This is a genomic window from Cellulomonas sp. McL0617, assembly GCF_049994875.1.
In the GTDB taxonomy this organism is placed as follows: Bacteria; Actinomycetota; Actinomycetes; order Actinomycetales; family Cellulomonadaceae; genus Cellulomonas.
On record NZ_CP188256.1, the window covers coordinates 3,223,801 to 3,249,630 of the forward strand.

A 25,830-nucleotide genomic window follows, 5' to 3' on the forward strand; every position below is an offset into this window, starting at 1 on the left:
ACACTCGGAAATTGTCAACGTAGGTTGACAGTCATGTCCGAAGAGCTCATGACCGCCGCCGCGGGGGCGTCCGAGCCGGCCGAGGGGTTGCGCGCCGTGCGCGCGCTGCGAGCGCTGGCCGACCGCCTCGAGACGCTGCACGTCCAACGCGCCCGGGAGCTGGGGTGGTCCTGGCAGCAGGTCGCCGCGGCGCTCGACGTGTCCCGCCAGGCGGTCCACAAGAAGTACGGGAAGAGGTTCGGCTGATGTTCGAGAGATTCACGGGCGACGCCCGCGACGCCGTCGGGTTCGGGGTCGAGGAGGCCAACGCCGTCGGGGCGGACCACGTGGGCGCCGAGCACCTCCTCCTGGGCGCCGTCCGGACGCCCCAGACCGTGGCGGCGCGCGCGCTGGCCCGGCTGGGCGTCGACGAGGCCGCCGTCCGAGCGGCCGTGCGCGGGCTGCCGTCGGACGCGCTGGACGCCGACGCGCTTGCCGGGGTCGGCATCGACCTCGAAGCCGTCCGGGCGCAGGTCGAGGCCGAGTTCGGGCCGGGGGCCCTCGACGACAAGGTCGCCGCGACGGCGCCCTGCACGACGCGGTCCGGGCACAAGCCGCTCGACGCCCAGGCCAAGAAGCTTCTCGAGATCGCGCTCCGGGAAGCCGTCCGGCTCAAGCACCGCCGCATCGACACCGGCCATCTGCTGCTCGCCGTCGTCCGGGTGGACGACCCGCGCGCCGCCCGGTCGCTCGACGGGCTGGGCCTGGGCGACGACGACGTCCGCCAGGCGGTCTACGCCGCGTGGGCGCAGGACCCGGCCGGCCTGCCGTGATCTTCCTGCCCTCGTCGGGCACCCTGCGCCCGCCGCAGGCCGTCCGGGCGCGCACCGCCCACCAAGGTCCGCGCCGTACCCTCGTTACCGACGACCAGACGAGATCGGCAGGACACCGTGACCAACCAGACCGGCGCGACGAAGCGGCGCAGCCGCCGGACGATGCTGACCCTGTTCACCATCGTCGCGCTCGCCCTGGGCGGGCTGACCGTCGAGTCGACGAGCAAGTGGTACCTGGGCGTGGCCGTCGTCGCGATCCTGGTCGCGCTCCTGCTGATCGCATGGGCGCTGACCGCGCGGTACGACCGGGGGGTCGCCCGAGGCCGGGTGACCCCGCTGGAGACCGCCCGTAGCCAGCTGGACGTGGGCCTCGTCCGCGCGGCGCGGGCCGAGCACGGCGAGTTCGCCGGCGTCACCGAGGTCCGGCGCCAGCTGCCGTCACTGACGTTCGACGAGGCGGTCAAGCTGCACCGCTACGTGTAGCCGGCCGGTCGCTCAGAGCTTGGTGACCGGCGAGAACCGCAGCAGGAGCCGCTTGGTGCCGTCGCTGCCGAAGTCCACCTTGGCCACCGCGTTCGGCCCGGCACCCTCGATCGCGATCACGGTGCCCAGACCGTAGGAGTCGTGCGTGACCCGGTCACCGACGGCCAGCTGCGGGATCGCGGAGTCCGGCCGGGGCGTCGCCGACCCGAACGTCGCGCCCGTCGAGGGCAGCGACTGCGGACGCGGCTCGCGCTCCTGCTTGCGGTACCCGCCGGCCGAGGACTGGTTCCGGTACCCGCCGCTCGTCCCGTAGCCCGAGCCCCAGCCGCCGCGCAGCTGCGACGTCGACGACTCGCGTCGGCGCCAGTCGATGAGCTCGTCGGGCAGGTCGTCCAGGAACCTGCTGGGCGGGAACTCGTTGGGCACGCCCCAGGCCGTACGGACGGCGGCGCGCGAGATGTACAGCCGCTCCCGCGCGCGGGTCAGGCCGACGTAGGCGAGGCGCCGCTCCTCCTCGAGCTGGTCGGGGTCGGACAGCGAGCGCAGGTGCGGGAACGTCCCGTCCTCCATGCCCGTGAGGAAGACGACCGGGAACTCCAGGCCCTTGGCGGTGTGCAGCGTCATGAGCGTGACCACACCGGGATCGGGGCGCACAGGGGCGTCCGGATCGGCCTCGTCGGGCGTCGGGATCTGGTCGGAGTCGGCGACGAGCGAGACGCGTTCGAGGAAGTCGGCCAGGTCACCCTCGGGGTCGCTGGCCGAGAACTCGGAGGCGACCGCGTGCAGCTCGGCGAGGTTCTCCACCCGGGAGGCGTCCTGCGGGTCGTCGCTCCCGCGCAGCTCCGCGAGGTACCCGGACCGGTCGAGCACCGCGCCCAGCACCTCGGCGGGGGCGGCCTCCGCGGCCAGCGAGCGCAGCTCCGACATCATCTCCGCGAACGAGCCGAGCCCGACGATCGCTCGGGTGCCGAGGCCCGGCACCTCGTCGAGACGCTCCAGCGCGGCGCCGAACGAGATCCGCTCCCGCTCCGCGAACCCCGCGACCATCGCCTCGGAGCGGTCCCCCAGCCCGCGCTTGGGCACGTTGAGGATGCGGCGGAGGTTGACGTCGTCGTCGGGGTTGGCGATCGCGCGCAGGTAGGCGATCGCGTCCTTGATCTCCTTGCGCTCGTAGAACCGCGTGCCGCCGACGACCTTGTAGGGCAGCCCGACGCGGACGAGCACCTCCTCCAGCGCACGGGACTGGGCGTTCGCGCGGTAGAAGATCGCGACGTCACCGGGTCGCACGCTGTCGGAGTCGCCGAGCCGGTCGATCTCCTCCGCGACGAACCGGGCCTCCTCGTGCTCGGTGTCCGCGACGTACGCGACGATCTGCGCACCCGCCCCGGAGTCGGTCCACAGGCGTTTGCCCGCCCGCCCCGGGTTGCGGCTGATCACCGCGTTCGCGGCCGACAGGATGTTCTGCGTCGACCGGTAGTTCTGCTCGAGCAGGATGGTCCGGGCGTCCGGGTAGTCGGCCTCGAACTCGAGGATGTTCCGGATCGAGGCACCGCGGAACGCGTAGATCGACTGGTCCGCGTCGCCGACCACGGTCAGCTCGCCCTGCGGGACCTCGTCGTCGGGTCGGCCCGAGCCCACCAGCTCGCGGACCAGCACGTATTGCGCGTGGTTGGTGTCCTGGTACTCGTCGACGAGCACGTGCCGGAACCGCCGGCGGTAGTGCTCGGCGACGGCCGGATAGGCCTGCAGGAGGTGGACGGTCGTCATGATCAGGTCGTCGAAGTCGAGCGCGTGCGCCTGCTTGAGACGCGCCTGGTAGCGCGTGTAGACCTGCGCGAGCGCGGCGTCGAAGTCGTTGGTGGCGCCGTTGCCGTTGGTCGCGGCGAACGTCTCCGGGTCGACCAGCTCGTCCTTGAGGTTGGAGATCTTGTTGGCCAGCGCCTTGGCCGGGTAGCGCTTGGGATCCAGGTCGAGCTCGCGCGCGACGAGCGTGAGCAGCCGCTGGGAGTCCGCAGCGTCGTAGATGGAGAAGCTGGACCGCAGCCCGAGCGTGCCCGCCTCGCGGCGCAGGATCCGGACGCACGCGGAGTGGAACGTGGACACCCACATCCGCCCCGCCGCGGGTCCGACCAGCTGCTCCACCCGCTCGCGCATCTCGGCTGCGGCCTTGTTGGTGAACGTGATCGCGAGGACCTCGCCGGCGCGCGCCCGCCGCGTGGCCAGCAGGTACCCGATGCGGTGGGTGAGCACGCGCGTCTTGCCCGAGCCGGCCCCCGCGACGATGAGCAACGGTCCGCCGTGGTGCAGGACGGCCTCGCGCTGCTGCGGGTTCAGCCCGTCCACCAGCGCGTCCGCCTTGGCCTGCTGCCGGGCGAGCCGCTCCTGCGCCGCGGCCTCCGACTCCTCGTCGTCGCTGCGCGGCGCGAGACCGGACGGGAGGACGGCGGACGCGTCCCGGGGCGGTCGCGAGGGAACGCCGGGGACGGAGAGCGAGAGGCTGTCGAAGAGCGAGGTCATGGCAGTCCAAGGGTAGGCGTCGCCGCCCACATCGACGGCCCTCCTGTGGACTACGCGAGGACGAGTCCGGCGATCCACGCCGCCGTCGTCACGAGCGCCCCGGCGAGCTCCACGAGGATGGTCAGCCCGGTGGCCTGCAGCGCGGCCACCGTCGACCGCCACGCCGTGCGCGGGTCGCGGGCGCGCAGCAGCTCGGCCAGGAACACGCCGGCCACGAACCCCACCAGCAGCCCCACGACCGGGATGACGAAGAACCCGACGATGCCGAGCAGGCCGCCGACGACCATCGTCGAGAACGGCACGCCCGCCTTCTTCAGGTGTCGCCCCGCCAGCAGGTACTCGCCGACGAACGCCAGCCCGGTGGCCAGCACGGCGACCGCGACCACCGTCCAGCCGACCGGGCCGCCCGTGACGACGCCCCAGGTGATGACGGCAGCGGCGACGAGGAACAGCCCGGGCAGCACCTGCACGACGACCCCGACAAGGCCGACGACGATCGCGATCCCGACGACGACGTCCCCGATGGTTGCCACGTCGGGACCCTAGGCCCGATCACGCCCGACGACCGCCCGGTGAGGCTCAGTTCCAGATGACAGCGATCCCGACGTTGACCACGACCAGGCCGGCGATCGCACCGAGGTAGCCCGTGGTGACCACGGCCGGCTTACGGACCCCGCGCACGACGAGGAAGGTGGCGACGAGGGCGATGACGAGCTTGACGGCGAGCTTGGTGCTGCTCGGTTCGTGGTCCGTCCAGCCCCCGGCCGAGGCGAGCCCGGCGAGCACGATCCCGGTGACGAGCGCGGTGAGCATGCCGTGCAGGACGCCGGGCGCGATCCGCGGCTGCCGCAGGGAGACGAGCGTTCCGCCGAGGACGATCGCCCAGCCGAGCAGGTGCAGGACGACGAGCAGTTCGTAGACGAGGTGCATGCCGACCATCCTACGGTATCTGACGCGGCGTCAGAAAAGCCGACGTCGAAAGACCGCGCGGACCCCGCTACAGCAGTCGACGGGCGGCGGCCCAGCGGGTCAGCTCGTGGCGGCTGGACAGCTGGAGCTTGCGCAGGACCGCGGAGACGTGCGTCTCGACCGTCTTGATCGAGATGAACAGCTCGGACGCGACCTCACGGTAGGAGTAGCCACGAGCGATGAGCCGCATGACCTCCCGCTCGCGAGCCGACAGACGGTCCAGCTCGTCGTCGCCGATCGCGACGTCCCCCGCCGACGACCCGAACGCGTCGAGCACGAAACCCGCCAGGCGCGGCGAGAAGACCGCGTCCCCGGAGGCCACGCGACGGACGGCGTCGGACAGGTCGGTTCCGTCGATGTTCTTGGTGACGTACCCGCGAGCGCCGGCACGGATGACGGCGACGACGTCCTCGGACGCGTCCGACACGGACAGGGCGAGGAAACGGGTGGCGCCCAGGAGATCCGCGCATGCACGGATGACCTCGGCGCCACCGCCGCCGTCGCCACCGGGCAGGTGCACGTCCAGCAGGACCACCGGCGGGGTCAGCGTCCGGACGAGCCGGATCGCCTCGTCGACGGTGTCGGCCTCCCCCACCACCCGCACGCCGGCGTCGAGCGACGCCTTCACGCCCGTGCGGAACATGTGGTGGTCGTCGACCAGCACCACATCCACGACGTCGCTCATCGCGCTCCTCCTTCGTCCGTGCCGGAGGACACCGGCACCAGCAGGTGGACCTCGGTGCCGTGACCGGGTCGGCACGTCACGGTCGCGGTACCTCCGCGGCGGCGGACGCGTCCCATGATCGACTCGCGCACGCCGAAGCGGTCGGACGCGACCTCGTCGAGGTCGAACCCCTCGCCATGGTCTCGCACGAACACCTCGACCTGCGACGCACCGACCTCGAGGTACAGCGAGACGGGAGGCAGCCCGTGCACGACCGCGTTGACCAGGGCCTCGCGGGTGGCCTGCAGGAGCGCCTCGGTGTCCGCGTCGGGCACGCGGTCACCGACCACCACCGACTCGATGGCGACCGGGTCCCCGGACGGTCCGGAACGGGAGTCCTCGACCTCGGCGACGATCTCCCGCAGCGACGCAGCGAGCGAGGTGCCCGGGGCGGGGCGGTCGTCGTAGAGCCACTCGCGCAGCTCGCGCTCCTGCGCGCGCGCCATCCGAGCCACCTCTGCGGAGTCGTCGGCACGCGACCTGATCAGCGCGAGCGTCTGCAGCACGGAGTCGTGCAGGTGCGCGGCGATGTCGGCGCGCTCCGACTCGCGTGCCCGGGCGGCGCGCTCGTCGCCGAGCTCGCGCACCAGCCGCAGCCACCACGGCGTCAGCACGAGCGCGACGCCGCCGAGCATCACGATCGCCGCGATGATCGACTGGGCGAGCGTCGCGGGCTCGACACCCTGGCCCGAGGCGAGACCGATGAGCAGGAGCACCCCCACGCCGGCCAGCAGGATGCCGCCGGCGACCCGCAGGACGCTCACCGGCGTCCGGCCGCCGGCGCGGTCGCGCAGCCGGTCCCGCTGCGCGGCGTCGAGCTGGCTCCACGCCAACCACAGCCCGGCGAGCACGATGAGCGCCGGCAGCAGCCAGTCCACCTGGACGTCGGCTCCCGCCCGCACGGCGATGAGCAGCACCGCCGCGATGACCAGGACCGCCCCGATGGCGATGTCGGTGACCGGGATCTGCCGGCCGGGCTCGACGATGTTCTGCCGGCGCGCCAGCCGGGTCAACGTGCTCGGCCGCACGGCCTGGGCGGCGTCGGCGGGATCGCCGACCGGGATCGACAGCCACCAGAACGCGTAGAGCACGGGCCCGATGCCGGCCACGGGCGTCAGGACCACGAACGCGAGCCGCACCAGCGCGACCGGCAGGTCGAGGTGGGCAGCGAGCCCGAGCGCGACGCCACCGAACCAGCGCCCGCGCACGGGGCGCCGCAGCGGCAGCCGTCGCGGGGCGACGAGCGGTTCGGTGGGGTGCACGGTCCGATCGTCACACGCCCGGGCGCCACCAGGGGTGCATCTCGGGGCCCCTTCAGGGCTGCGAGCCGCCAGGTTCAGGGTGGTCTCAGGGATACACCCGATGCCGCTCGACCGTCCGGGCGACCAGGATCGAGGCATGGACACGAGCACTCCACCCGCACCGCCCGAACCCGGGGCACATCCCACCGACGGCTTCTTCGCCGCCGTCCGCCGTCTCGGCATCACGCGTGCCGACGACCGCTGGGTGGCCGGCGTCAGCGCGGGGGTGGCCGACAGGTTCGGCATCGACCCGTTGCTGGTCCGCGGCATCTTCGCCGCGTCGTTGCTGCTCGGTGGGCTCGGGCTCATCGCGTACGGCGTCGCGTGGGCCCTCCTGCCCGAGCGCAGCGACGGACGCATCCACATCGAGGAGATGCTCCTCGGGCGGTTCGACGTCGCCGTGCTCGGGGCGTTCGCGTTGGTGCTCGTGGGCTTCGGGCGCGGGGGCAGCTGGTTCTTCTTCTGGGGACCTCCCAGCTGGGTGCAGGGGTTGCTGTGGATGCTGTTCTCCCTGGGCGTCGTCGCGATCGTGCTGGTCGTCGTGAACCAGCACCGCCCGCGCCCCGTCGCACCACCGTTCACCCCGCCGGCCGACCCGCAGCCGTTCGACCCGGCGACGCTGTACAGCCCGCCCGCGCGGCCGCCCACCGACGCGTCCGCCGAGGGTCCGACAGCGACGTATGCCGCCGCAGCTCCAACGGCACCGCCGGTCAGCCAGCCGTACGTGTCGTCGGCGTACACCCCGCCCGTGCCGCCCGTCCCGCCGGCGCCGCCCAAGCCCCCCAAGCCGCCAAAGCCACCGCGGCCGCGGACCCCCGGCGCCGGCGTGGGCACGGTCGGCGTGGTCGTCGCGCTCAGCCTGCTGACCCTCGCCGGTCTCCTCGTCGCGAACCGTACCGGGCACTTCGACGGACCCGTGGCGCTCACGGCGCTCGGTGTCGCGATCGTCCTGGGCGGGCTCGGGATCATCATCTCCGGTCTGCGCGGCCGTACCAGCGGTGCGCTCGGCGGCCTCGCCGTCCTCGGGCTGCTCGCGGCCGTACCGCTGGGCATCGTCACCAGCCCGGGCTCCTTCTGGCAGAGCGACGGCCAGCGACAGCTCAGCGCGACCGACGTCACCGCCACGAGCCGCCAGGAGGCTGCCGGCGGCTACTCGATGGGCTTCGGCGACGTCACGGTCGACCTGACGGACGTCCCGCTGACCGACGAGACGCTCGTCGTGCCGATCTCCCTGGCCGCCGGAGACCTCACGGTCCGGGTGCCCGAGGGCGCGAGCGTCGAGGCCGACGTCAACATCGGCGCCGGCAACATCACCTGGGACGTGGGCGGCGAGCACCGTGCGCAGGACGGAGTCGCCATCGACGACGGCAACTTCACCACCGGCGGCGGCGACCATCCCCAGCTCCGGCTGACGATCCGTGTGGGCGCCGGCCAGGTGTCGATCGTCGACGCGTCCCCCTCGGCCGTGCCCCCGCTGCCGACCGTTCCCACGCTGCCGACCCCGGCCGGTTAGGAGAGACCCCATGAGCACCGAGCAGAGCACCCCGGGCGACGAGACCCAGGCGATCGACGCGGTCGAGCCGACGGTCGAGGCGATCGCGCCGACGATCGACGACGAGACCGAGCCGACGATCGACGAGCCCGGGCCGGAGGTCGACGAGGCCGAGGACACCGAGCCGGTCGGCGAGATCGACGAGACGAACCCGGTCCACCAGGCGGACCAGCCCGTCGCGACCACTGACGTCGACCCGACGGCGATCCTCGCCGTGCCCGAATCGGCGGCCGCCGAACCTCGGGACACCCACCCGTTCGACCTGTTCACAGCCGCGCCGCTGCTCGCACCGAGCCCGCCGGAGCCGACGCTCTACGGCTCACCGACGCCTGTCGCACCGGCGCCCGCGGTGCTCGTCGACACCCCGGTAGCGGCCCCGGCACCTGCGCGGCGGCGGCTGCGCGTCGGCACGGTGGTGTGGGGCCTGATCCTGGCCGCGTTCGGGATCGGCGTGCTGGCGTGGGCCTCGGGGGCACGCATCGACGTCCAGCTGGCGCTCATCGTCCTGCTCGCGGTGGCCGGCACGGCGTTGTTGGTCGGGTCGATCCTCTCGGGCGCGCGGCACGCCCGACGCTGACCACCGACGTCCGGTCCGGTCGTGGAGTCGCGGACCGGACGTCGGCGTGCGTCACTCGACGGGCGGCGCGGGCGGTGCCGGCGGAGGCGCGACGTGCGACACCGGTGGCGCGGCAGGCGGGGCCGAGACCGGCGGAGCCGTCGCTACCGGCGGGGCAGCGGCGACGGGCGGTGCCGCGGGCGCGGCGACGGGCGTAGCCACCGGTGCGGCGGCAGGCACAGCAGCCACCGGTTCCGGGGTGAGGACCGCCGGCGCGCCGCTCGGAGCGACAGCGACGGCCGCCGAGCCCTTGCCGACATGTCGGACGGCCCAGCCCAGCAGGATGAACACCACGCCGAGTCCGACGACCAGCAGGGCCACCCCGAAGGCGACCACGGAGGTGAACAGCGACGCGCGCAGGAACGACGCGGTCATGACGGTGTTGCGGTTCGGGTCGTCCTGCGGGAGCTCGGCGTACGTCTTGCCGCCGGTGATCTTCAGTGCGTGCGTGTTGATGATGTCGGCCTGGAACCAGGCTTCCCACGGTGTGTCGACGAGCTGTCCACCGAACGCCTTCGCGTCGTCGGAGACCGTGATCTTCTCCGCTGCGAGGTTGCTGGAGACGGCCCCCCAGGTGACGCCACCGGCCACGATGAAGATGATGCCGAAGATGATGGTCAGGAGTCCGACGACCCGGACCCCCTTCGACCCCTCGGTCTGCTGCGTCGTCATGTCTTTCCTTCCGAGTCCCGCCGCGGGAGGCCGCAGGCCTTCAGGCCTGGGTGAGCGCCGCAGCTCATGGCAGAGGAACAGAACACGACCACGGTAGCGAGAAATGTCCGACTATGCCCGTACCGATCAGGCATTTCGCATCAGGACACGTGCCCGCGCGTACTCGCCGTCGGCGGCGCCCAGCACGTCGGCCCAGCCGAAGGCGGGCGGGTGCGACCGGTTGTGGGCGACCATCTGGTCGAGCAGGGCGCGGTCGGTCGCCAGACGCACGATCACGTCGGCCATCGCGTCGTCGTCCGCCACGAGGAACCCGTCGACCCCGTCCTCGACGAACTCCGCCATGCCGGTCCCGCGTCGCGCGACGACCAGCAGGCCCGCGGTCCGGGCCTCGAGCGCGGCGATGCCGAACGCCTCGAGCTCGGCGGTCGCGAGGAACACGTCCGCATCGGTGTACGCAGCCCGCACCTGCGGTCGGGTGAGCCGACCACGCAGGTCGACGACGTCCTCGAGGTTCCCGTCGGAGACCGCCGCGGCCACGCGCCCTTGCGCCGGGCCCGACCCGATGATCGAGAGCCGCACGCCACCGGGCGCGAGTCGACGGGCCGCGGCGCCGACGAGCTCGACGAGCGGGACGCCGCGCTTGCGTGGCACCAGCCGCATCGTCGCGACGAGCCGCAGCGGACCGTCGCCCGCGGCCACCCGCGCGGCGGGCCCCCACTCGGTCAGGTCGATGCCGTTGGGCAGCACGGACACTTCGGCGCCGAACACCTGACGGACCCGGGTGGCCGCCTCGTGGCTCACGGCGTTCAGCGCGGCGGGCATCTCGTGCCAGCGCGAGCGGCTGACGACCGCGCGCAGCGGAGCGACGACGCCGTCGAGCATGCAGTGCCACGTGATCGTCGTCGGCAGGCGCAGGTCGAGCGCGATGCGGGCGCCGTCGAAGGCGAACGGCGAGAGGACCCCCGCGTGCACGTGGACGACGTCCGGCCGCAGGCGTCGGAAGGCGTCGCGGATGAGCCGCGGGCCCACCGGGTTGACCGGTAGCTCGAACGGGAGGCGGGCACCGAGCCGGTGGACGTGCACGCCGTTCTCGACGTCGACGACGCCGCCGCGCTCGCCCGCCTCGCCGAGGGTCGCGGTCAGCACGTGGACCTCGTGCCCGGCAGCGACCTGGCGCGCCGCGAGGTCCCCGACCTGCGACTCGATCCCGCCGGTGCGCGGCGCGTAGCAGTCGGAGACGTGCGTGATCAGCACGGGCTCAGCCGAGCGCGCTGGTGGCGGCCTCGATGCGGGCGGTCGCCTGCGCGTGGACCTTGCGCTCCAGGATGAAGGACATGACGGGCACGACACCGGCCGCGGCGAGGGTGGCCAGCCGCCCGAGCCGCCAGCGCATCTTGGACCAGAGGTCGAAGACGGTGACCAGGTAGACGATGTAGAAGAACCCGTGCGTGCGCGCGACCCAGGCGCCCAGGACCTCGTTGGGCGTCCCGTCGGCGCCGACGCCGTTGGCGTGCAGGACGTACTTGAGGATCACGTCGAGGGTCAGCAGGAGCAGCATCGTCCCGGTCGCCCAGGCCATGATCCGGTACCGCAGCAGCGCGCCACCCGCCTTGCGCGGCCAGGCGGCGGCCTTGGTGTCGGGGCTCGTGCTGGTCGTCGTCGGAACCGCGTCCGGGGACTGCGACTGCGTCATGGGTGGGTACGTCCTCTCGTGATCCCCCGGATTCTCTCCCACGAACCCGTGCGTCCCGACCCGACCGTTCCGCCGTGCGGGCGAGCCGGGATCGGGCCGGCGCCCGCTACTCCCACTCGATGGTGCCCGGCGGCTTGCTCGTGACGTCGAGGACGACCCGGTTGACCTCGGGCACCTCGTTGGTGATGCGCGTGGAGATGAGCGCGAGCACGTCGTAAGGCAGGCGGGTCCAGTCGGCCGTCATGGCGTCCTCCGACGAGACCGGGCGCAGCACGACCGGGTGGCCGTAGGTCCGGCCGTCGCCCTGGACGCCGACCGAGCGCACGTCCGCCAGCAGGACCACCGGGCACTGCCAGATGTCGCGGTCGAGGCCGGCCTTGGTGAGCTCCTCGCGGGCGATGACGTCGGCGGCACGCAGGATGTCGAGCCGCTCGGCGGTCACCTCGCCGATGATGCGGATGCCGAGGCCCGGTCCGGGGAAGGGCTGGCGCCAGACGATCCCCTCGGGCACGCCGAGCTCCAGCCCGACCGCGCGGACCTCGTCCTTGAACAGGGTGCGCAACGGCTCGACGAGCGCGAACTGCAGGTCGTCGGGAAGCCCGCCCACGTTGTGGTGCGACTTGATGTTGGCCGCACCCTCGCCACCGCCAGACTCGACGACGTCGGGGTACAGCGTGCCCTGGACGAGGAACTTGACCTCCTCGTCGCTCCCCTCGACGATCTCCCGCGCCGCGTCCTCGAACACCCGGATGAACTCGCGGCCGATGATCTTGCGCTTGGTCTCGGGGTCGGTGTGCCCGGCCAGCGCCCGCAGGAACCGGTCGCGGGCGTCGACAACCTTCAGCTGCACGCCCGTGGCGGCGACGAAGTCCTGCTCCACCTGCTCGGCCTCGCCCGAGCGCAGCAGGCCGTGGTCGACGAACACACAGGTGAGCTGGCTGCCGACGGCCTTCTGCACGAGCGCCGCGGCCACCGAGGAGTCGACGCCGCCCGAGAGCCCGCAGATCACCCGGGCGGAGCCGACCTGCGCGCGGATCTTCTCGACCTGCTCGGCGACGACGTTGCCGGCGTTCCAGTCCGGCGCCAGTCCGGCGCCCTCGTAGAGGAAGTTCTCGAGCGCCTTCTGACCGAGCGGGGAGTGCTTGACCTCCGGGTGCCACTGCACGCCGAACAGCCGACGGCTGCGGTCCTCGAACGCCGCGACCGGGCTTCCCGAGGACGTCGCGAGCACCGAGAAGCCCTCGGGTGCGGCGTGCACCGCGTCGCCGTGGCTCATCCAGACGGTCTGGTTCTCGGGGCTGCCGGCCAGGACGGTCCCCGGCGACGTGACCGAGACCGCGGTACCGCCGTACTCACGCTGACCCGTCTGCGCGACCGTCCCGCCGAGAGCCGCGGCCATCGCCTGGAAGCCGTAGCAGATCCCCAGCACGGGGACGCCGGCCTCGAACAGGGCGGGGTCGACGAACGGCGCACCGGCCGCGTACACGGACGAGGGGCCCCCGGACAGGATGATCGCGGCCGGGTTCTTGGCCAGCAGGTCGGCGACGGACGCCGTGTGCGGCACGATCTCGGAGTACACGTTGGCCTCGCGCACGCGTCGCGCGATGAGCTGCGCGTACTGGGCGCCGAAGTCGACGACGAGGACCGGCCGGTGGTCCGTGGAGGCGGGCGGCGGGGGCGTCTGCGTCACGTGCCCAGGGTACCGGCGCGACGGGACGCCCCGGGCCGTGAACAGCGACAGCGCCGTATTCCGTTCGGAGGGTGTCGGTACCGCCACGTAACGTTGCTCCTCGTGCGTTCTCTCCCTCTGGCAGACCCCGGTACCCCGCCGCTGAGCGGGCCCTGGGCGCTGCTCTGGTGGCTGGCGCGGAGGCAGTGGGGCATCCTCCTGGTCGCCGTGCTGCTCGGCATCACCCTCTTCGCCTGTCAGGCGGTGACGCCGTTCGTCGTCGGCCGGGCGGTCGACGGCGGGCTCGACCACGGGTTCGGCCCGGAGCTGTGGCGCGCCTGCGGCGCGCTGCTCGCGATCGGCCTCGTCGTCATCGTCGCCGGCCCGATCGGGCACCGGTACGACGTCGCCAACTGGCTGCGTGCAGCGTTCACGTCCTCCCAGCTCGTCGGGCGGACCGTGTCGCGCAGCGGCCACGCCATCACCTCCGAGCTGCCCACCGGTGAGGTCGTCTCGGCCGTCGCCAACGACGCGTTGCGGATCGGCGAGGTCTACGCGCTCGCCGCGCACTTCCTCGGCAGCATCGTCGCGTACGCCGTGGTGGCCGTCCTCATGCTCCGCGTCTCGGTGCCGCTCGGCCTCGTCGTCATCCTTGGCCTGCCCACGGTCGCGGCCGCGCTCGGCCTGCTGGTCAAGCCGCTGCAACGCCGCCAGGCGGCCCAGCGCGAGGCGTCGGGCCGGCTGACCACGCTCGGCGCCGACACGGTCTCCGGGCTGCGCATCCTGCGCGGCATCGGCGGTGAGTCCGTCTTCACGGGCCGGTACCGCGAGCAGTCGCAGGAGACGCGGCGCCGCGGCGTCGAGGTGGCCAAGACGCAGTCCGTGCTGGACGCCCTGCAGGTGCTGCTGCCGGGCACGTTCGTCATCGTGCTCATCTGGATGGGCGCACACATGGCGCAGGAGGGCACGCTCACGCCGGGCCAGCTCGTCGCCACCTACGGCTTCGCGGCGTTCCTCGCGTGGCCGGTCCAGAACGCGACACAGATGCTCCAGGCCGCGTCCCGCGCGCACATCGGCGCCGGCAAGGTGATCAAGGTCCTGCGCGTGGTCCCCTCGACGGGCGCCGAGCCCGGTTCCGCGCTTCTGCCGTCCCCGGGCGTCCCGCTCGTCGACGAGGTCAGCGGGCTCGTGGTCGAGCCCGGCCGGGTGCTCGCGCTGGTCAGCGCGGACCCCGACGAGACCGCGCGGATCGCCACCCGGCTCGGCCGGTTCGACGACCTGGCCGAGCGCGAGACGCCCGTGCGGCTGGGCGGCGTTCTGCTCGCCGACCTGGACAAGGACGCCGTCCGGTCGCGGATCGTCGTGGCCGAGGCGACGCCCCAGCTGTTCTCCGGCCCGCTGGCGGGCGAGCTCGACGTGCACGGCGTCGCGACGACGGACGACCTGCACCGCGTGATCGCGACCGCCGACGCGCACGACGTGCTCGACTCCGTGCCCGACGGCCTCGCCGGCGAGCTGCCCGAGAAGGGTCGCTCGCTGTCCGGGGGCCAGCGGCAGCGCGTGGCCCTGGCGCGGGCCCTGCTGGTCGACCCGGAGATCCTCGTGCTCGTCGAGCCGACCAGCGCGGTCGACGCCCACACCGAGGCCCGCATCGCCGTCCGGCTGGCCGAGGCGCGCCACGGCCGCACCACCGTCGTGGTCACGGCCAGCCCGCTCGTGCTCGACCACGTCGACGAGGTCGCGTTCGTGCAGGACGGCGTGGTGGTCGCCCGGGGGACGCATGCCGACCTGCTCGACGACGCGGCGTACCGCTCGGTCGTCGGCCGACGGATGGACGAGGAGGCGATGGCCCGATGAAGCTCCCGATCGCCGACACCGCCACCGTCCGCGCCTACGCGAAGGTGCTGGTCCGGCGCCACCGACGCCCGCTGATCGGCATCGTGGTCCTGCACACGCTCGCCGCGACCGCGGGCCTGGCAGGTCCGCTCATCCTCGGGCTGCTGGTCAACGCGGTCACCGACGGCACCACGAGCCACTACATCGACACGCTCGTGCTCGCCGGTGCGGCCGCCGTGCTCACGCAGACGGTGCTCATGCGGTTCGCGCAGCGGACGTCGATGATCTTCGGCGAGGAGGTGTTCGCCGAGCTCCGCGAGGAGTTCATCGAGGCGGTCACCGCGCTGCCGCTGTCCACCGTCGAACGGGCCGGCACCGGCGACCTGGTCGCGCGCACCACGAACGACGTGAACAAGCTGCAGCACGCCGTCCGGTTCGGGGTGCCGCGCGTGATCGTCGCTGTGGTCACCATCGCGCTGACCATCGTGGCGTGCCTGTTCATCGCGCCGCTGGTCGCGCTCGCGATGTTCATCGGCGTGCCCTCGCTGATCCTGATCACGCGCTGGTACCTGCGGCGGGCGACGCCGGCGTACCAGCGCGAGTCCGCCGCCTACGCGACGCTCAACGGCACGATCACCGAGTCGGTCGAGGGCGCCCGCACGGTCGACGCGCTGCGGCTCGGGTCGCGACGGTTCGCGCGCGTGAACGCCGACCTGGCCGAGGCGTTCGAGGCCGAGAAGGCGACGCTGCGCCTGCGCACCATCCTCTTCCCCGGCATCGACTCGACGTTCGTCCTCGCGCCGGCGGCCGTGCTGCTCTGGGGCGGCTACCTTGCGTCGCAAGGCTTCGTCAGTGTCGGAGCGGTCACCGCGATCGTCCTGTACAGCTACCAGGTGACGGGGCCCGTCTGGGAGCTGATCTTCTGGATCGACGAGATCCAGGTGGCGGCCACGTCGCTCGCGCGGATCGTCGGCGTCCAGCTGGTCGAACCCGACCGGGACGCCCGCGACGGCACCCCCGTCGACGAGACCGTCGCTGCCCGCGACGTGACCTACGCGTACCGCGAGGGCCACAACGTGCTGCACGGGATCGACCTCGACCTCGCCGTGGGCGAGCGCCTGGCCGTCGTCGGTCCGTCCGGTGCCGGCAAGTCGACGCTCGGGCGGATGCTTGCCGGCATCCACCCGCCGAGCGGCGGATCGGTGTCGGTCGGAGGCGTCCCGTTGATCGACCTGCCGCTCGAGGCGCTGCGTGGGCACGTCGCGCTGGTCACCCAGGAGCACCACGTGTTCGTCGGCTCGGTCGCGGACAACCTGCGCCTGGCGCAGGTCGACGCCTCCGACGAGGCCCTCGAACGCGCCCTGCAGGCCGTCGACGCGTGGGACTGGGTGCGGGCGCTGCCCGCCGGGCTGGCCACCGAGGTCGGCTCGGGAGGCGCACCCCTGACGCCCGCACAGGCCCAGCAGATCGCGCTCGCGCGGCTGGTGCTGCTCGACCCCCACACGCTCGTCCTCGACGAGGCCACCTCCCTGCTCGACCCGCGCGCGGCCCGGCACCTGGAGCGGTCGCTCTCGGCGGTGCTGGAAGGTCGCACGGTCGTCGCGATCGCGCACCGGCTGCACACCGCGCACGACGCCGACCGGGTGGCCGTGGTGGACGGCGGCCGGATCGTCGAGATCGGCGCGCACGACGACCTCGTCGCTGCAGGCGGCGACTACGCCGCGCTGTGGCACTCGTGGCAGCACGAGTAGGACGGCACGCGTGATGCTCGAGCTGCGCGGGGGCGTCGTCGTCCCGGACGACGCCCTCGCGTGGCGGTTCTCCCGGTCGAGCGGACCCGGTGGCCAGTCCGTCAACACCACCGACTCGCGGGTCGAGCTGTCCGTCGACCTCGCGCGCGTCCCGTGGACGTCCCCCACCCAGCACGACCGCGTCCTGGACCGTCTGCGACCGCGGCTGCGCGGTGACGTGCTGACCGTCGCCGCGTCCGAGTTCCGCTCCCAGCTCCGCAACCGTGAGGCCGCCCTCGCCCGCGCGGCGGCGCTGCTCGACGACGCGCTCGCTCCCCCGGGACCGGACCGCCGCGCCACGCGCCCGAGCCGCGCCTCCCGTGAGCGCCGGGCCCGCGCGGAACGCGAGCGCCGAGCCACCAAGCAGCTCCGCCAGCGCCCGCCGTCCGGCTGACCGCCCGGGCCGGGTACGTCCGGTCGGCGCCGGCAGCGCGTACCGCGTGAGCGGTGGAGCTCGCGGACGAAGCGGGGATCAGGCGGCGGCGGGTGGCGTCAGGGGGTCGGCCGGAGCGCGCTCGCCGTCGTCGGTGGCGCCCCGGGCCTCGTCGCGCACCAGGCGTAGCCACAGGAGGACGGCGAACGTGCCGAAGATCCACCACTGGGCGGCGTATGCCAGGTTCTGGAGGTTCAGGCCCGCGCCGGGTCTGGTCGGCGGATCGAGGATCTCCACGGCCGACGACTGCGCCGGATCCGACGACGCCACGACGAGGTAGCCGGTGTAGATCGGTCCGCCCCAGGCGTTCAGGAGCTCGGGCGAGCTGATCGCGTCGGTGCGCCCGTCGGCGACGCCCGTCCCGGCCTCCTCGGACACCTGCAGGTAGCCGACGACCGACACGGGGCTGGTCGGCGGGAGGTCGGCCTGCGACGGGTCGGCCACCCAGCCGCGCACGACCGGCAGGACCGAGCCGTCGGCTGCGGACACGCGCAGGGGCGACAGGACGAGGTAGCCCACCTGCCCGTCGTGCGCGCGGTTGGGTACCAGGAGCTGGCCGGTTGCGTCGTAGGTGCCGGTCACGGCGACCTTGCGACCGACGAGCGCGCCGGTGAACGACGTCTGGGGCCGGAACACGGTGTCCAGCGGGACGGGTGCCGCGGCGACGAGCTCTGCCGTGTGCCGGGCCTCCGCCGACGCACCCCGAACCTGCGCACGGTCGAGCTGCCACACGCCGAGGCGTGCGCAGAGGGCAGCGGCTGCCAGCAGCAGGACAAGGATCACGAGCATCCGGGGCCGCAGCGCCGCTCGGAGCATCGTCGTCGGCGGACGGCGTTCGGCCTGCTCCCACGCGGACCGCACGCGAGCGGGCTCAGCCGCGGGGGCAACCGCAGCCGGCAACGGCGCGACCGGGTCCGACGACGCCGCGGTCGGGGCCGGCGCGGCGGCGCGGACCGGTGCGGCGGCGACCCGTGCCGAGGAGCGTGCGCCGTGCTCGCGCGGGGGCGCGGACACGTCGTCGACAAGCTCCGGCTCGGTCACGCCTCACGGTACCCCGCAGGTCGTCGGCACCCGAAAGCGGCCGGGAGGTCCCACCGGTGCGAGGCTGACCGAGCACGGGCACCACCTGTTCCATCAACGTTCGCCCTGCCCCTGTGCACGGGGCGCTCACCTGCGGTTGTATGGCAGAACGAGGGTCCACATCCGGGCCGAACGGCCCTACGTGGCACCCCAGTCCGGCAACGAGGCTGGCACCGGGCCCACCGAGGCCCCGAGTGAGCACGGGGAGCGCACGAATGACCATCACCGCCACACAGCCCACCACCTGGAGCAAGGGGACCGGCCTGCCGGTCGACGCAGCGACGCTGGGACGGATCGACAAGTGGTGGCGCGCCGCCAACTACCTGTCGGTCGGCCAGATCTATCTGCTGGACAACGCCCTGCTGCGCGAACCGCTGACGCGCGACCACGTCAAGCCGCGGCTGCTGGGCCACTGGGGCACGACGCCCGGTCTGAACTTCCTGTACGCGCACCTGAACCGCGCGATCGCGGAGCGCAACCAGTCGACCATCTACATCATCGGCCCGGGTCACGGTGGCCCGGGGCTCGTCGCCAGCGCGTACCTCGACGGCACGTACTCCGAGGTCTACTCCGACATCACGGACGACGCCGAGGGGATGAGGCGGCTGTTCCGGCAGTTCTCGTTCCCGGGCGGCATCCCGAGCCACGTCGCACCCGAGACGCCCGGGTCGATCCACGAGGGCGGGGAGCTGGGTTACGCGCTGAGCCATGCGTACGGCGCCGCATTCGACAACCCGGACCTGCTCGTCGCGGCGGTCGTCGGCGACGGCGAGGCCGAGACCGGCCCGCTGGCCACGAGCTGGCACTCGAACAAGTTCGTGAACGTCGAGAAGGACGGCGTCGTCCTGCCGATCCTGCACCTCAACGGCTACAAGATCGCCAACCCGACCGTCCTCGCGCGCATCAGCGACGAGGAGCTCGACGCGCTCATGGTCGGCTACGGGCACAAGCCGCACGTGTTCGTCGCGGGCTTCGACGACGAGTCCCACGAGAGCATCCACGCGCGCTTCGCGACGATGCTCGACGAGGTCCTCGACGAGATCTCCGACATCAAGAACAGCGGCGACGAGCACCGCCCCATGTGGCCGATGATCGTGTTCCGCACCCCCAAGGGCTGGACCGGTCCGGACTACATCGACGGCAAGAAGACGACCGGCTCGTGGCGCGCCCACCAGGTGCCGCTGGCCAACGCCCGGGACACCCCCGAGCACCTCGACGTGCTGCGCACCTGGCTCGAGAGCTACCGCGTCGAGGAGCTGTTCGACGAGGGCGGCACGCTGCACGACGACGTCCGGGCACTCGCGCCCGAGGGCGACCTGCGGATGAGCGCCAACCCGCACGCGAACGGCGGGCTGCTGCTCAAGGACCTGCGCCTGCCGGACTTCCGCGACTACGCCGTCGACGTGCCCACGCCCGGCGGCTCGTTCAGCGAGGCCCCCCGTGTGCTGGGCGACTGGCTGACGGACGTCATCCGGCAGAACCCCGACAACTTCCGGATCTTCGGTCCCGACGAGACCGCGTCGAACCGCCTGCAGTCCGTGTTCGAGGTGACGGACAAGCAGTGGAACGCGGACTTCTACGGCCCGGACGTGGACGAGCACCTGGCCCGCGCCGGCCGTGTGATGGAGATGCTCAGCGAGCACCAGTGCCAGGGCTGGCTCGAGGGGTACCTGCTGACCGGGCGGCACGGCCTGTTCAACTGCTACGAGGCGTTCATCCACATCATCGACTCGATGTTCAACCAGCACGCCAAGTGGCTGAAGGTGTCCGGGGAGATCCCGTGGCGCCGGCCGATCGCGAGCCTCAACTACCTGCTGTCGAGCCACGTCTGGCGTCAGGACCACAACGGCTTCAGCCACCAGGACCCGGGGTTCGTCGACCACGTGGTCAACAAGAAGGCCGAGGTGGTCCGGGTCTACTTCCCGCCGGACGCCAACACGCTCCTGTCCACGTACGACCACTGCCTGCGCAGCCGTCAGTACGTGAACGTCGTGGTCACCGGCAAGCAGCCGGCGCCCAACTTCCTGACCATGGACCAGGCGATCGCGCACTGCACGCGCGGACTGGGCATCTGGGACTGGGCCGGCACCGAGGTGCCCGGTGAGAAGCCGGACGTGGTCCTCGGGTGCGCGGGCGACGTCCCGACGCTCGAGGTGCTGGCCGCGGCGGACATCCTGCGCCGTGAGCTGCCCGACCTCAAGGTCCGCGTCATCAACGTGGTCGACCTCATGCGCCTGCAGGACGAGCGGGAGCACCCGCACGGGCTGTCGGACGCACAGTTCGACGGGCTGTTCACCCCGGACCGACCGGTGATCTTCGCGTACCACGGCTACCCGTGGCTGATCCACCGCCTGACCTACCGTCGCACCGGCCACAAGAACATCCACGTGCGGGGCTACAAGGAGGAGGGCACCACGACGACGCCCTTCGACATGGTCATGCTCAACGACCTCGACCGGTTCCACCTCGTCATCGACGTCATCGACAACGTCCCCTCGCTGCGGACGGCCCAGGCGGGCCTGCGGCAGCGGATGGTCGACGAGCGCCTGCACGCCCGGGAGTACACGCGCCGGCACGGCGACGACCTGCCCGCGGTGCGTGACTGGGTGTGGCCGGACGCCGGCGACGCTGCCGCCGAGGGCGAGGTGGCCGCGACGCTCTCGACCGGGGGCGACAACGAATAGCCTGGCCATCCACCGAGGTCAGGAGACCTGTTCGTGGCACGCAGCATCTATGTGACCTCCCCCGAGGGCGACAGCGGCAAGTCCATCGTCGCCCTCGGGCTGGTCGACCTCCTCACGCGCACGGTCCAGCGCGTCGGGGTCTTCCGTCCGGTCGCTCGCTCGACCACCGTCCGCGACTACGTCCTGGAGCTGCTGCTCCGGCAGGACGGCGTGGACCTCACGTACGACGAGTGCGTGGGCGCCTCGTACGAGCAGGTGCTCGACGACCCCGAGGCCGCGCTCGCGCAGATCGTGCAGCGGTACCACGACGTCGAGCGGCGCTGCGATGCGGTCGTCGTCGTCGGCACCGACTACACGGACGTCGCGGGGCCGACGGAGCTCGCGTACAACGCGCGGATCGCCGCGAACCTCGGGGCGCCGGTCGTCCTCGTGGTCAACGGCAGCGGCCGGGCGCCCGTGGTGGTCGCACAGGTGGCCGAGGTGGTCGTGCACGAGATGCACGCCAACCACGCCCAGGTCGTCGCGGTCATCGCCAACAGGTGCGCCGCGGGTGCGGTCGACAAGGTCCGTCAGGCGTTGAGCATGGACCTGGGGTTGCCCGGCTGGGCGATCCCGGAGAACCCGCTGCTCATGGCACCCACCATGCGCCAGCTCACGGAGGCGGTGGGCGGCCGGCTGATCGCGGGCGACGAGGAGCTGCTGTCCCGCGAGGTGCTGGACGTGATGGTCGGCGCGATGTCGATCGAGCACCTGCTGGACCGCCTGACCGACGGCTCGGTCGTCATCACCCCCGGCGACCGTTCGGACGTGCTGCTCGGTCTGCTCATGGCGCACCAGGCGGAGGGGTTCGCGTCCCTGGCCGGCATCATCCTCAACGGCGGCTTCCTGCCGACGCCCTCGATGACGCGCCTGATCGAGGGGCTCGGGAGCCGGTTGCCGATCGTCAGCACCGACCTCGGCACGTTCCGGTCAGCGAGCGCGGTCGGCGACACGCGCGGGCGGCTCAGCGCCGACTCGCAGCGCAAGGTGGACACCGCGCTGTCCCTGTTCGAGCAGCACGTCGACGGCGCGGCGCTGCTCGCGGCGCTGGACGTCGAGCGCCCCGAGGTCGTGACGCCGCTGATGTTCGAGTACGCGCTCCTCGCCCGCGCCCGCGAGGACCGCCAGCACGTGGTCCTCCCGGAGGGCGAGGACGACCGCATCCTGCGCGCGGCGTCGACCCTCCTGCAGCGCGGCGTCGCGCAGATCACGATCCTCGGCGACGAGGCGTCGATCCGCGCCCGCGCCACCGAGCTGGGCCTCGACCTCGAGGAGGCCGCGGTGCTCAGCCCGCACGACCCGGTGCTGCTCGAGCGGTTCGCCACCGAGTACACGGCCCTGCGTGCGCACAAGGGCATGACCGTCGAGCGCGCCCGGGAGATCGTCTCGTCGGTGTCGTACTTCGGCACCATGATGGTCAAGCTCGGGCTGGCCGACGGCATGGTCTCGGGCGCAGCTCACACCACCGCGCACACGATCAAGCCGTCGTTCGAGATCATCAAGACCACGCCCGGCGTCTCCAACGTCTCGAGCTGCTTCCTGATGTGCCTCGAGGATCGCGTGCTGGTCTACGCCGACTGCGCGGTCATCCCGGACCCGACCGCCGAGCAGCTCGCCGACATCGCGATCTCGTCGGCGGGCACCGCCGAGCAGTTCGGCATCGAGCCGCGGATCGCGATGCTCTCCTACTCGACGGGCGCGTCCGGCTCGGGCGCGGACGTCGAGAAGGTCCGCGAGGCGACGGCGCTCGTGCGGTCGCGGCGGCCCGACCTGTCGGTCGAGGGCCCGATCCAGTACGACGCCGCCGTGGACGCGAGCGTGGCGCACACCAAGCTGCCTGACTCCGCGGTCGCCGGACGCGCGACCGTGTTCGTGTTCCCCGACCTGAACACCGGCAACAACACCTACAAGGCGGTCCAGCGGTCCGCCGGCGCGGTGGCCATCGGGCCCGTGCTGCAGGGGCTGCGCAAGCCGGTCAACGACCTGTCGCGCGGCGCGCTGGTCTCGGACATCGTCAACACGGTCGCCATCACCGCGATCCAGGCCCAGGCAGACCAACAGAGGCAGCACCCGTGAGCACCGTTCTGGTCATCAACTCCGGCTCGTCGTCCATCAAGTACCAGCTGGTCGATCCCACCAGCGGTGAGGCCGTCGCGTCGGGCATCGTCGAACGGATCGGCGACGACGAAGGCTCGATCAAGCACACGTACGCGGGACGCACCACCACGCAGCACGACCCCGTCGCCGACCACGGCGCAGGGCTGCGCGCGGTGCTCGCGCTGTTCGCCTCCGTCGGCCCCGACCTTGCCCAGGCCCACATGGTCGCCGTCGGCCACCGCGTGGTGCAGGGCGGCTCGGTCTTCGACGGCCCGGTCGTCGTCGACGACGACGTGGTCGCCCAGATCGACGCGCTGTCGCCCCTGGCGCCGCTGCACAACCCCGCGCACGTCATCGGTCTGCGGGTCGCCCGCGAGCTGTTCCCCGACGTCCCGCACGTCGTCGTGTTCGACACGGCGTTCTTCCGGACGCTGCCCGAGGCGGCGTACACGTACGCGATCGACGCCGCGGTGGCACGGGAGCACGGCGTCCGGCGGTACGGGTTCCACGGGACGTCCCACCAGTACGTGTCGGCGCGCGCCGCCGAGGTGCTGGGTCGCCGCCCGCAGGACGTCAACCAGATCGTCCTGCACCTGGGCAACGGCGCCTCGGCGTCGGCCGTCCGGGGCGGGGTCGCGGTCGAGACGTCGATGGGTCTGACACCGCTCGAGGGCCTGGTCATGGGCACCCGCTCGGGCGACGTCGACCCGGCCGTGCTCATCCACCTGCAGCGCAACGCGGGCATGTCGGTCGACGACGTCGACGACCTGCTCAACCGGCGTTCGGGGCTCAAGGGGCTGTCCGGTGAGAACGACTTCCGCGCGCTGCACGAGCTGATCGCCACCGGCGACGCCGACGCCGCCCTCGCTCTCGAGGTGTACCTGCACCGGCTGCGCAAGTACATCGGGGCCTACTACGCGGTGCTGGGTCGGGTCGACGCCGTCGTGTTCACCGCGGGAGTCGGCGAGAACGACGCCACCGTGCGCGCGCGAGCGCTGGAGAGCCTCGAAACCCTCGGAATCGCGATCGACGACGACCGGAACGCGGTCCGCAGCCACGAGGCGCGCGTCATCTCCCCGGACTGGGCGACGACGACGGTCATGGTCGTGCCGACCAACGAGGAGCTGGCCATCGCACGGCAGGCCGTCGCGCTCGTCGGCGACGAGGTCGACGACGACCCGGCCGAGCTCGGCCACGCCTGAGCGACTACGGCAGGCGGAACGTCTTCATCGCGCGCAGGGCCTCGGTGTAGAGGCGCGGCCACGTCTCGGTGCCCAGGTCGAACATGCGGTGCAGCCCGACGCCCGGTCCGCCGAGCACGCCGTGCGCACCGCGCTGGACCGCGACGGTCTGGGTGCGGGTGGTGGCCCAGAGACCCTCGCGCCCGTGCCGCGCGCCCATGCCCGACGCCCCGACCCCGCCCTGCGGCGCGCCGACCGAGCCCCACGTGGCGACGTAGCCCTCGTTGACGTTCACGGACCCCGACCGCACGCGGGACGCCAGCGCGAAGCCGCGGCGGCTGTTCGCGGTCCAGATGCTCGCGTTCAGCCCGAACTCGGTGTCGTTCATCGCCGCGACCGCCTCGTCGTCGGACGCGACGCGGTAGATCGTCACCACGGGTCCGAACGTCTCCTCGCGGACCAGGCGCGCCTCGTTCGGCACGTCGGCCAGGATCGTCGGCTCGTAGAACCACGGGCCCAGGTCGCTGCGGTGGACCCCGCCGGCCAGCACCGTCGCGCCGTGCCCGATGGCGTCCTCGACGTGCTCGACGACCGTCGCCAGCTGCGCGGCCGACGTCAGCGACCCGACGTCCGAGCCGTAGTCGAGGCCCGAGCCCAGGCGCAGCTCGCGCGTCCGGCGCACGAAGGCCGCGGTGAAGTCGTCGGCGACGTCCTCGTGCACGTAGACCCGCTCGATGCTCACGCAGACCTGGCCGGTGCCGACGAAGCACGCGCGGACGGCACCCTCGGCCGCGACCTCGACGTCGACGTCCTCGGCGACGTACATCGGGTTCTTGCCGCCGAGCTCGAGGACCGCGGGGACCAGCAGCGCTCCCGCCTGCGCGGCGACGATCCGCCCCGTCCGGGTGGACCCGGTGAAGCTCACGTGGTCGACGTGCTCGGTCACCGCGGCACCGATCGCGCCGTCGCCCACCACGACCTGCAGGAGCCCGTCGGGCAGCCCGGCCTCCTCCAGCAGCTCCGCGGCCCAGAGCGAGGTGAGCGACGTCTGCGGGTCGGGGCGCAGGATGACCGCGTTGCCTGCCACGAGAGCCGGCAGGACGTCGCCGAGCGTCAGGGTGAGCGGGAAGTTCCACGGGGCGACGATGCCGACCACGCCGACCGGGTGGCGCAGCACGCGCGTCGTCGTCAGACCCGGGATGAGTCCGGCGACCCGACGGGGAGCGAGGTACCGCCCGGCGCGCAGCGAGTAGTGCCGGGCGATGTTGGCGATGTCGGCGACCTCCTCGAACGCCGAGACGCGCGCCTTGCCCGCCTCCAGCTGGATGAGGTCGAGGACGTCGCTCTGCCGTTCGAGGACGAGGTCGTGCACCCGGGACAGCACCGCTGTGCGATCACGTAGCGGCCGTGCGGCCCAGAGTCGCTGTGCGGACCGGGCCGTCCGCGCGGCGCGGGCCACGTCGGCGAGCGTCGAGAGCGGGACCGCGGCGATCGGGCCGCCCGTGAACGGTGCGTGCGACGTGTACGTCGGCGCGCCGGGCGACGCGACCACGCGTCTCAGGAGCGTGCGGATGTCGTCCGGTTCGAGGACGTAGGTGGCGAGCGGGTCGGTCTCGGGGTCGTGCAGCTCGATGTGTCCAGGATCGTGCGCCATACCGGGCAGGGTACGCGCGACGGCTGGG

The 25,830-nt window shown here is 72.6% G+C and carries 22 protein-coding genes; 11 read left to right on the forward strand and 11 right to left on the reverse strand.

Annotation, left to right across the window (positions count from 1 at the left end; genetic code table 11):
- Positions 1–33 precede the first annotated feature (33 nt).
- The 3 genes from ACPPVS_RS14470 to ACPPVS_RS14480 all read left to right on the forward strand — a co-directional run bounded on the left by ACPPVS_RS14470 (position 34) and on the right by ACPPVS_RS14480 (position 1,295).
- The gene (locus tag ACPPVS_RS14470; protein WP_426592953.1) at positions 34–246 is read left to right on the forward strand and encodes an RNA polymerase subunit sigma-70; all 213 of its coding nucleotides are present in this window, start codon (positions 34–36) and stop codon (positions 244–246) included.
- Positions 246–812, forward strand: a complete 567-nt coding sequence (locus ACPPVS_RS14475) for a Clp protease N-terminal domain-containing protein (RefSeq protein ID WP_426592954.1) — start codon at positions 246–248, stop codon at positions 810–812. The genes ACPPVS_RS14470 and ACPPVS_RS14475 overlap by 1 nt, the downstream gene beginning before the upstream one ends.
- A gap of 117 nt (positions 813–929) precedes the next feature.
- Positions 930–1,295 carry a hypothetical protein gene (locus ACPPVS_RS14480; protein WP_426592955.1) on the forward strand — a complete coding sequence of 122 codons (366 nt, stop codon included), beginning with the start codon at positions 930–932 and terminating at the stop codon, positions 1,293–1,295.
- A gap of 12 nt (positions 1,296–1,307) precedes the next feature.
- Here the strand turns inward: ACPPVS_RS14480 and pcrA are convergent, their stop codons facing one another.
- The 5 genes from pcrA to ACPPVS_RS14505 all read right to left on the reverse strand — a co-directional run bounded on the left by pcrA (position 1,308) and on the right by ACPPVS_RS14505 (position 6,767).
- Positions 1,308–3,812, reverse strand: coding sequence for a DNA helicase PcrA (gene pcrA, locus ACPPVS_RS14485; protein ID WP_426592956.1), 2,505 nt, complete (start codon positions 3,810–3,812; stop codon positions 1,308–1,310).
- Positions 3,813–3,862: 50 nt separating this feature from the next.
- Entirely contained in the window at positions 3,863–4,345 is a 483-nt protein-coding gene (locus ACPPVS_RS14490; RefSeq protein ID WP_426592957.1) for a DUF456 domain-containing protein, read from the reverse strand.
- A 46-nt stretch (positions 4,346–4,391) separates the two neighbouring features.
- Positions 4,392–4,742: a hypothetical protein gene (locus ACPPVS_RS14495; protein ID WP_426592958.1), complete on the reverse strand. Its 351-nt coding sequence runs from the start codon at positions 4,740–4,742 to the stop codon at positions 4,392–4,394.
- Positions 4,743–4,809: 67 nt separating this feature from the next.
- Positions 4,810–5,466 (reverse strand): LuxR C-terminal-related transcriptional regulator, encoded by a 657-nt coding sequence (locus ACPPVS_RS14500; RefSeq protein ID WP_426592959.1) that lies wholly within the window; start codon positions 5,464–5,466, stop codon positions 4,810–4,812.
- Positions 5,463–6,767, reverse strand: coding sequence for a PspC domain-containing protein (locus ACPPVS_RS14505; protein WP_426592960.1), 1,305 nt, complete (start codon positions 6,765–6,767; stop codon positions 5,463–5,465). The genes ACPPVS_RS14500 and ACPPVS_RS14505 overlap by 4 nt, the downstream gene beginning before the upstream one ends.
- Positions 6,768–6,903: 136 nt before the next feature.
- Here ACPPVS_RS14505 and ACPPVS_RS14510 point away from each other — a divergent pair, with 136 nt between their 5' ends.
- Together ACPPVS_RS14510 and ACPPVS_RS14515 are read left to right on the forward strand one after the other, a co-directional pair.
- A complete protein-coding gene (locus tag ACPPVS_RS14510) occupies positions 6,904–8,319 on the forward strand; it encodes a PspC domain-containing protein (RefSeq protein WP_426592961.1) in 1,416 nt (471 codons plus the stop codon).
- Between the two features lie 10 nt (positions 8,320–8,329).
- Positions 8,330–8,935: a hypothetical protein gene (locus ACPPVS_RS14515; protein WP_426592962.1), complete on the forward strand. Its 606-nt coding sequence runs from the start codon at positions 8,330–8,332 to the stop codon at positions 8,933–8,935.
- 51 nt (positions 8,936–8,986) lie between these two features.
- Here the strand turns inward: ACPPVS_RS14515 and ACPPVS_RS14520 are convergent, their stop codons facing one another.
- The 4 genes from ACPPVS_RS14520 to guaA all read right to left on the reverse strand — a co-directional run bounded on the left by ACPPVS_RS14520 (position 8,987) and on the right by guaA (position 13,029).
- Positions 8,987–9,646, reverse strand: a complete 660-nt coding sequence (locus ACPPVS_RS14520; protein WP_426592963.1) for an aromatic ring-opening dioxygenase LigA — start codon at positions 9,644–9,646, stop codon at positions 8,987–8,989.
- A 126-nt stretch (positions 9,647–9,772) separates the two neighbouring features.
- The gene (locus tag ACPPVS_RS14525) at positions 9,773–10,900 is read right to left on the reverse strand and encodes a glycosyltransferase family 4 protein (RefSeq protein WP_426592964.1); all 1,128 of its coding nucleotides are present in this window, start codon (positions 10,898–10,900) and stop codon (positions 9,773–9,775) included.
- Between the two features lie 4 nt (positions 10,901–10,904).
- Complete coding sequence (locus tag ACPPVS_RS14530) at positions 10,905–11,339, reverse strand: DUF3817 domain-containing protein (protein ID WP_426592965.1); 435 nt, start codon at positions 11,337–11,339, stop codon at positions 10,905–10,907.
- A gap of 106 nt (positions 11,340–11,445) precedes the next feature.
- The gene (guaA, locus tag ACPPVS_RS14535; RefSeq protein ID WP_426592966.1) at positions 11,446–13,029 is read right to left on the reverse strand and encodes a glutamine-hydrolyzing GMP synthase; all 1,584 of its coding nucleotides are present in this window, start codon (positions 13,027–13,029) and stop codon (positions 11,446–11,448) included.
- A gap of 102 nt (positions 13,030–13,131) precedes the next feature.
- Here guaA and ACPPVS_RS14540 point away from each other — a divergent pair, with 102 nt between their 5' ends.
- From ACPPVS_RS14540 to arfB, 3 genes are read left to right on the forward strand one after another with little or no spacing between them, the layout of a single operon-like run.
- On the forward strand, positions 13,132–14,865 hold the full coding sequence (locus ACPPVS_RS14540; protein ID WP_426592967.1) for an ABC transporter ATP-binding protein: 1,734 nt from the start codon (positions 13,132–13,134) through the stop codon (positions 14,863–14,865).
- On the forward strand, positions 14,862–16,595 hold the full coding sequence (locus ACPPVS_RS14545; protein ID WP_426592968.1) for an ABC transporter ATP-binding protein: 1,734 nt from the start codon (positions 14,862–14,864) through the stop codon (positions 16,593–16,595). The genes ACPPVS_RS14540 and ACPPVS_RS14545 overlap by 4 nt, the downstream gene beginning before the upstream one ends.
- 13 nt (positions 16,596–16,608) lie before the next feature.
- On the forward strand, positions 16,609–17,028 hold the full coding sequence (gene arfB, locus ACPPVS_RS14550) for an alternative ribosome rescue aminoacyl-tRNA hydrolase ArfB (protein ID WP_426595989.1): 420 nt from the start codon (positions 16,609–16,611) through the stop codon (positions 17,026–17,028).
- Between the two features lie 78 nt (positions 17,029–17,106).
- Here arfB and ACPPVS_RS14555 read toward each other — a convergent pair whose 3' ends face one another.
- A complete protein-coding gene (locus tag ACPPVS_RS14555; protein ID WP_426592969.1) occupies positions 17,107–18,108 on the reverse strand; it encodes an SURF1 family protein in 1,002 nt (333 codons plus the stop codon).
- Between the two features lie 254 nt (positions 18,109–18,362).
- Here ACPPVS_RS14555 and ACPPVS_RS14560 point away from each other — a divergent pair, with 254 nt between their 5' ends.
- The 3 genes from ACPPVS_RS14560 to ACPPVS_RS14570 are packed head-to-tail and all read left to right on the forward strand — an operon-like array spanning position 18,363 to position 24,169.
- Complete coding sequence (locus ACPPVS_RS14560; protein WP_426592970.1) at positions 18,363–20,831, forward strand: phosphoketolase family protein; 2,469 nt, start codon at positions 18,363–18,365, stop codon at positions 20,829–20,831.
- Positions 20,832–20,864: 33 nt separating this feature from the next.
- Positions 20,865–22,946 carry a phosphate acetyltransferase gene (gene pta, locus ACPPVS_RS14565; RefSeq protein WP_426592971.1) on the forward strand — a complete coding sequence of 694 codons (2,082 nt, stop codon included), beginning with the start codon at positions 20,865–20,867 and terminating at the stop codon, positions 22,944–22,946.
- Positions 22,943–24,169 carry an acetate/propionate family kinase gene (locus tag ACPPVS_RS14570; protein WP_426592972.1) on the forward strand — a complete coding sequence of 409 codons (1,227 nt, stop codon included), beginning with the start codon at positions 22,943–22,945 and terminating at the stop codon, positions 24,167–24,169. Before pta ends, ACPPVS_RS14570 begins: the two co-directional genes overlap by 4 nt.
- Before the next feature lie 4 nt (positions 24,170–24,173).
- On the opposite strand, the gene ACPPVS_RS14575 is transcribed toward ACPPVS_RS14570, so the two are convergent.
- Positions 24,174–25,802, reverse strand: a complete 1,629-nt coding sequence (locus ACPPVS_RS14575; protein ID WP_426592973.1) for a succinic semialdehyde dehydrogenase — start codon at positions 25,800–25,802, stop codon at positions 24,174–24,176.
- Between the last annotated feature and the right edge of the window lie 28 nt (positions 25,803–25,830).

Excerpts from the sequence above, each read along its gene's own strand:
- ACPPVS_RS14495 (WP_426592958.1), bottom strand. The coding sequence starts at position 4,742 with ATGCACCTCGTCTACGAACTGCTCGTCGTCCTGCACCTGCTCGGCTGG.
- ACPPVS_RS14515 (WP_426592962.1), top strand. The coding sequence starts at position 8,330 with ATGAGCACCGAGCAGAGCACCCCGGGCGACGAGACCCAGGCGATCGAC.
- ACPPVS_RS14520 (WP_426592963.1), bottom strand. The coding sequence starts at position 9,646 with ATGACGACGCAGCAGACCGAGGGGTCGAAGGGGGTCCGGGTCGTCGGA.
- ACPPVS_RS14575 (WP_426592973.1), bottom strand. The coding sequence starts at position 25,802 with ATGGCGCACGATCCTGGACACATCGAGCTGCACGACCCCGAGACCGAC.
- ACPPVS_RS14470 (WP_426592953.1), top strand. The coding sequence starts at position 34 with ATGTCCGAAGAGCTCATGACCGCCGCCGCGGGGGCGTCCGAGCCGGCC.
- ACPPVS_RS14560 (WP_426592970.1), top strand. The coding sequence starts at position 18,363 with ATGACCATCACCGCCACACAGCCCACCACCTGGAGCAAGGGGACCGGC.
- ACPPVS_RS14475 (WP_426592954.1), top strand. The coding sequence starts at position 246 with ATGTTCGAGAGATTCACGGGCGACGCCCGCGACGCCGTCGGGTTCGGG.
- ACPPVS_RS14530 (WP_426592965.1), bottom strand. The coding sequence starts at position 11,339 with ATGACGCAGTCGCAGTCCCCGGACGCGGTTCCGACGACGACCAGCACG.
- ACPPVS_RS14500 (WP_426592959.1), bottom strand. The coding sequence starts at position 5,466 with ATGAGCGACGTCGTGGATGTGGTGCTGGTCGACGACCACCACATGTTC.
- pcrA (WP_426592956.1), bottom strand. The coding sequence starts at position 3,812 with ATGACCTCGCTCTTCGACAGCCTCTCGCTCTCCGTCCCCGGCGTTCCC.
- ACPPVS_RS14510 (WP_426592961.1), top strand. The coding sequence starts at position 6,904 with ATGGACACGAGCACTCCACCCGCACCGCCCGAACCCGGGGCACATCCC.
- ACPPVS_RS14545 (WP_426592968.1), top strand. The coding sequence starts at position 14,862 with ATGAAGCTCCCGATCGCCGACACCGCCACCGTCCGCGCCTACGCGAAG.
- arfB (WP_426595989.1), top strand. The coding sequence starts at position 16,609 with ATGCTCGAGCTGCGCGGGGGCGTCGTCGTCCCGGACGACGCCCTCGCG.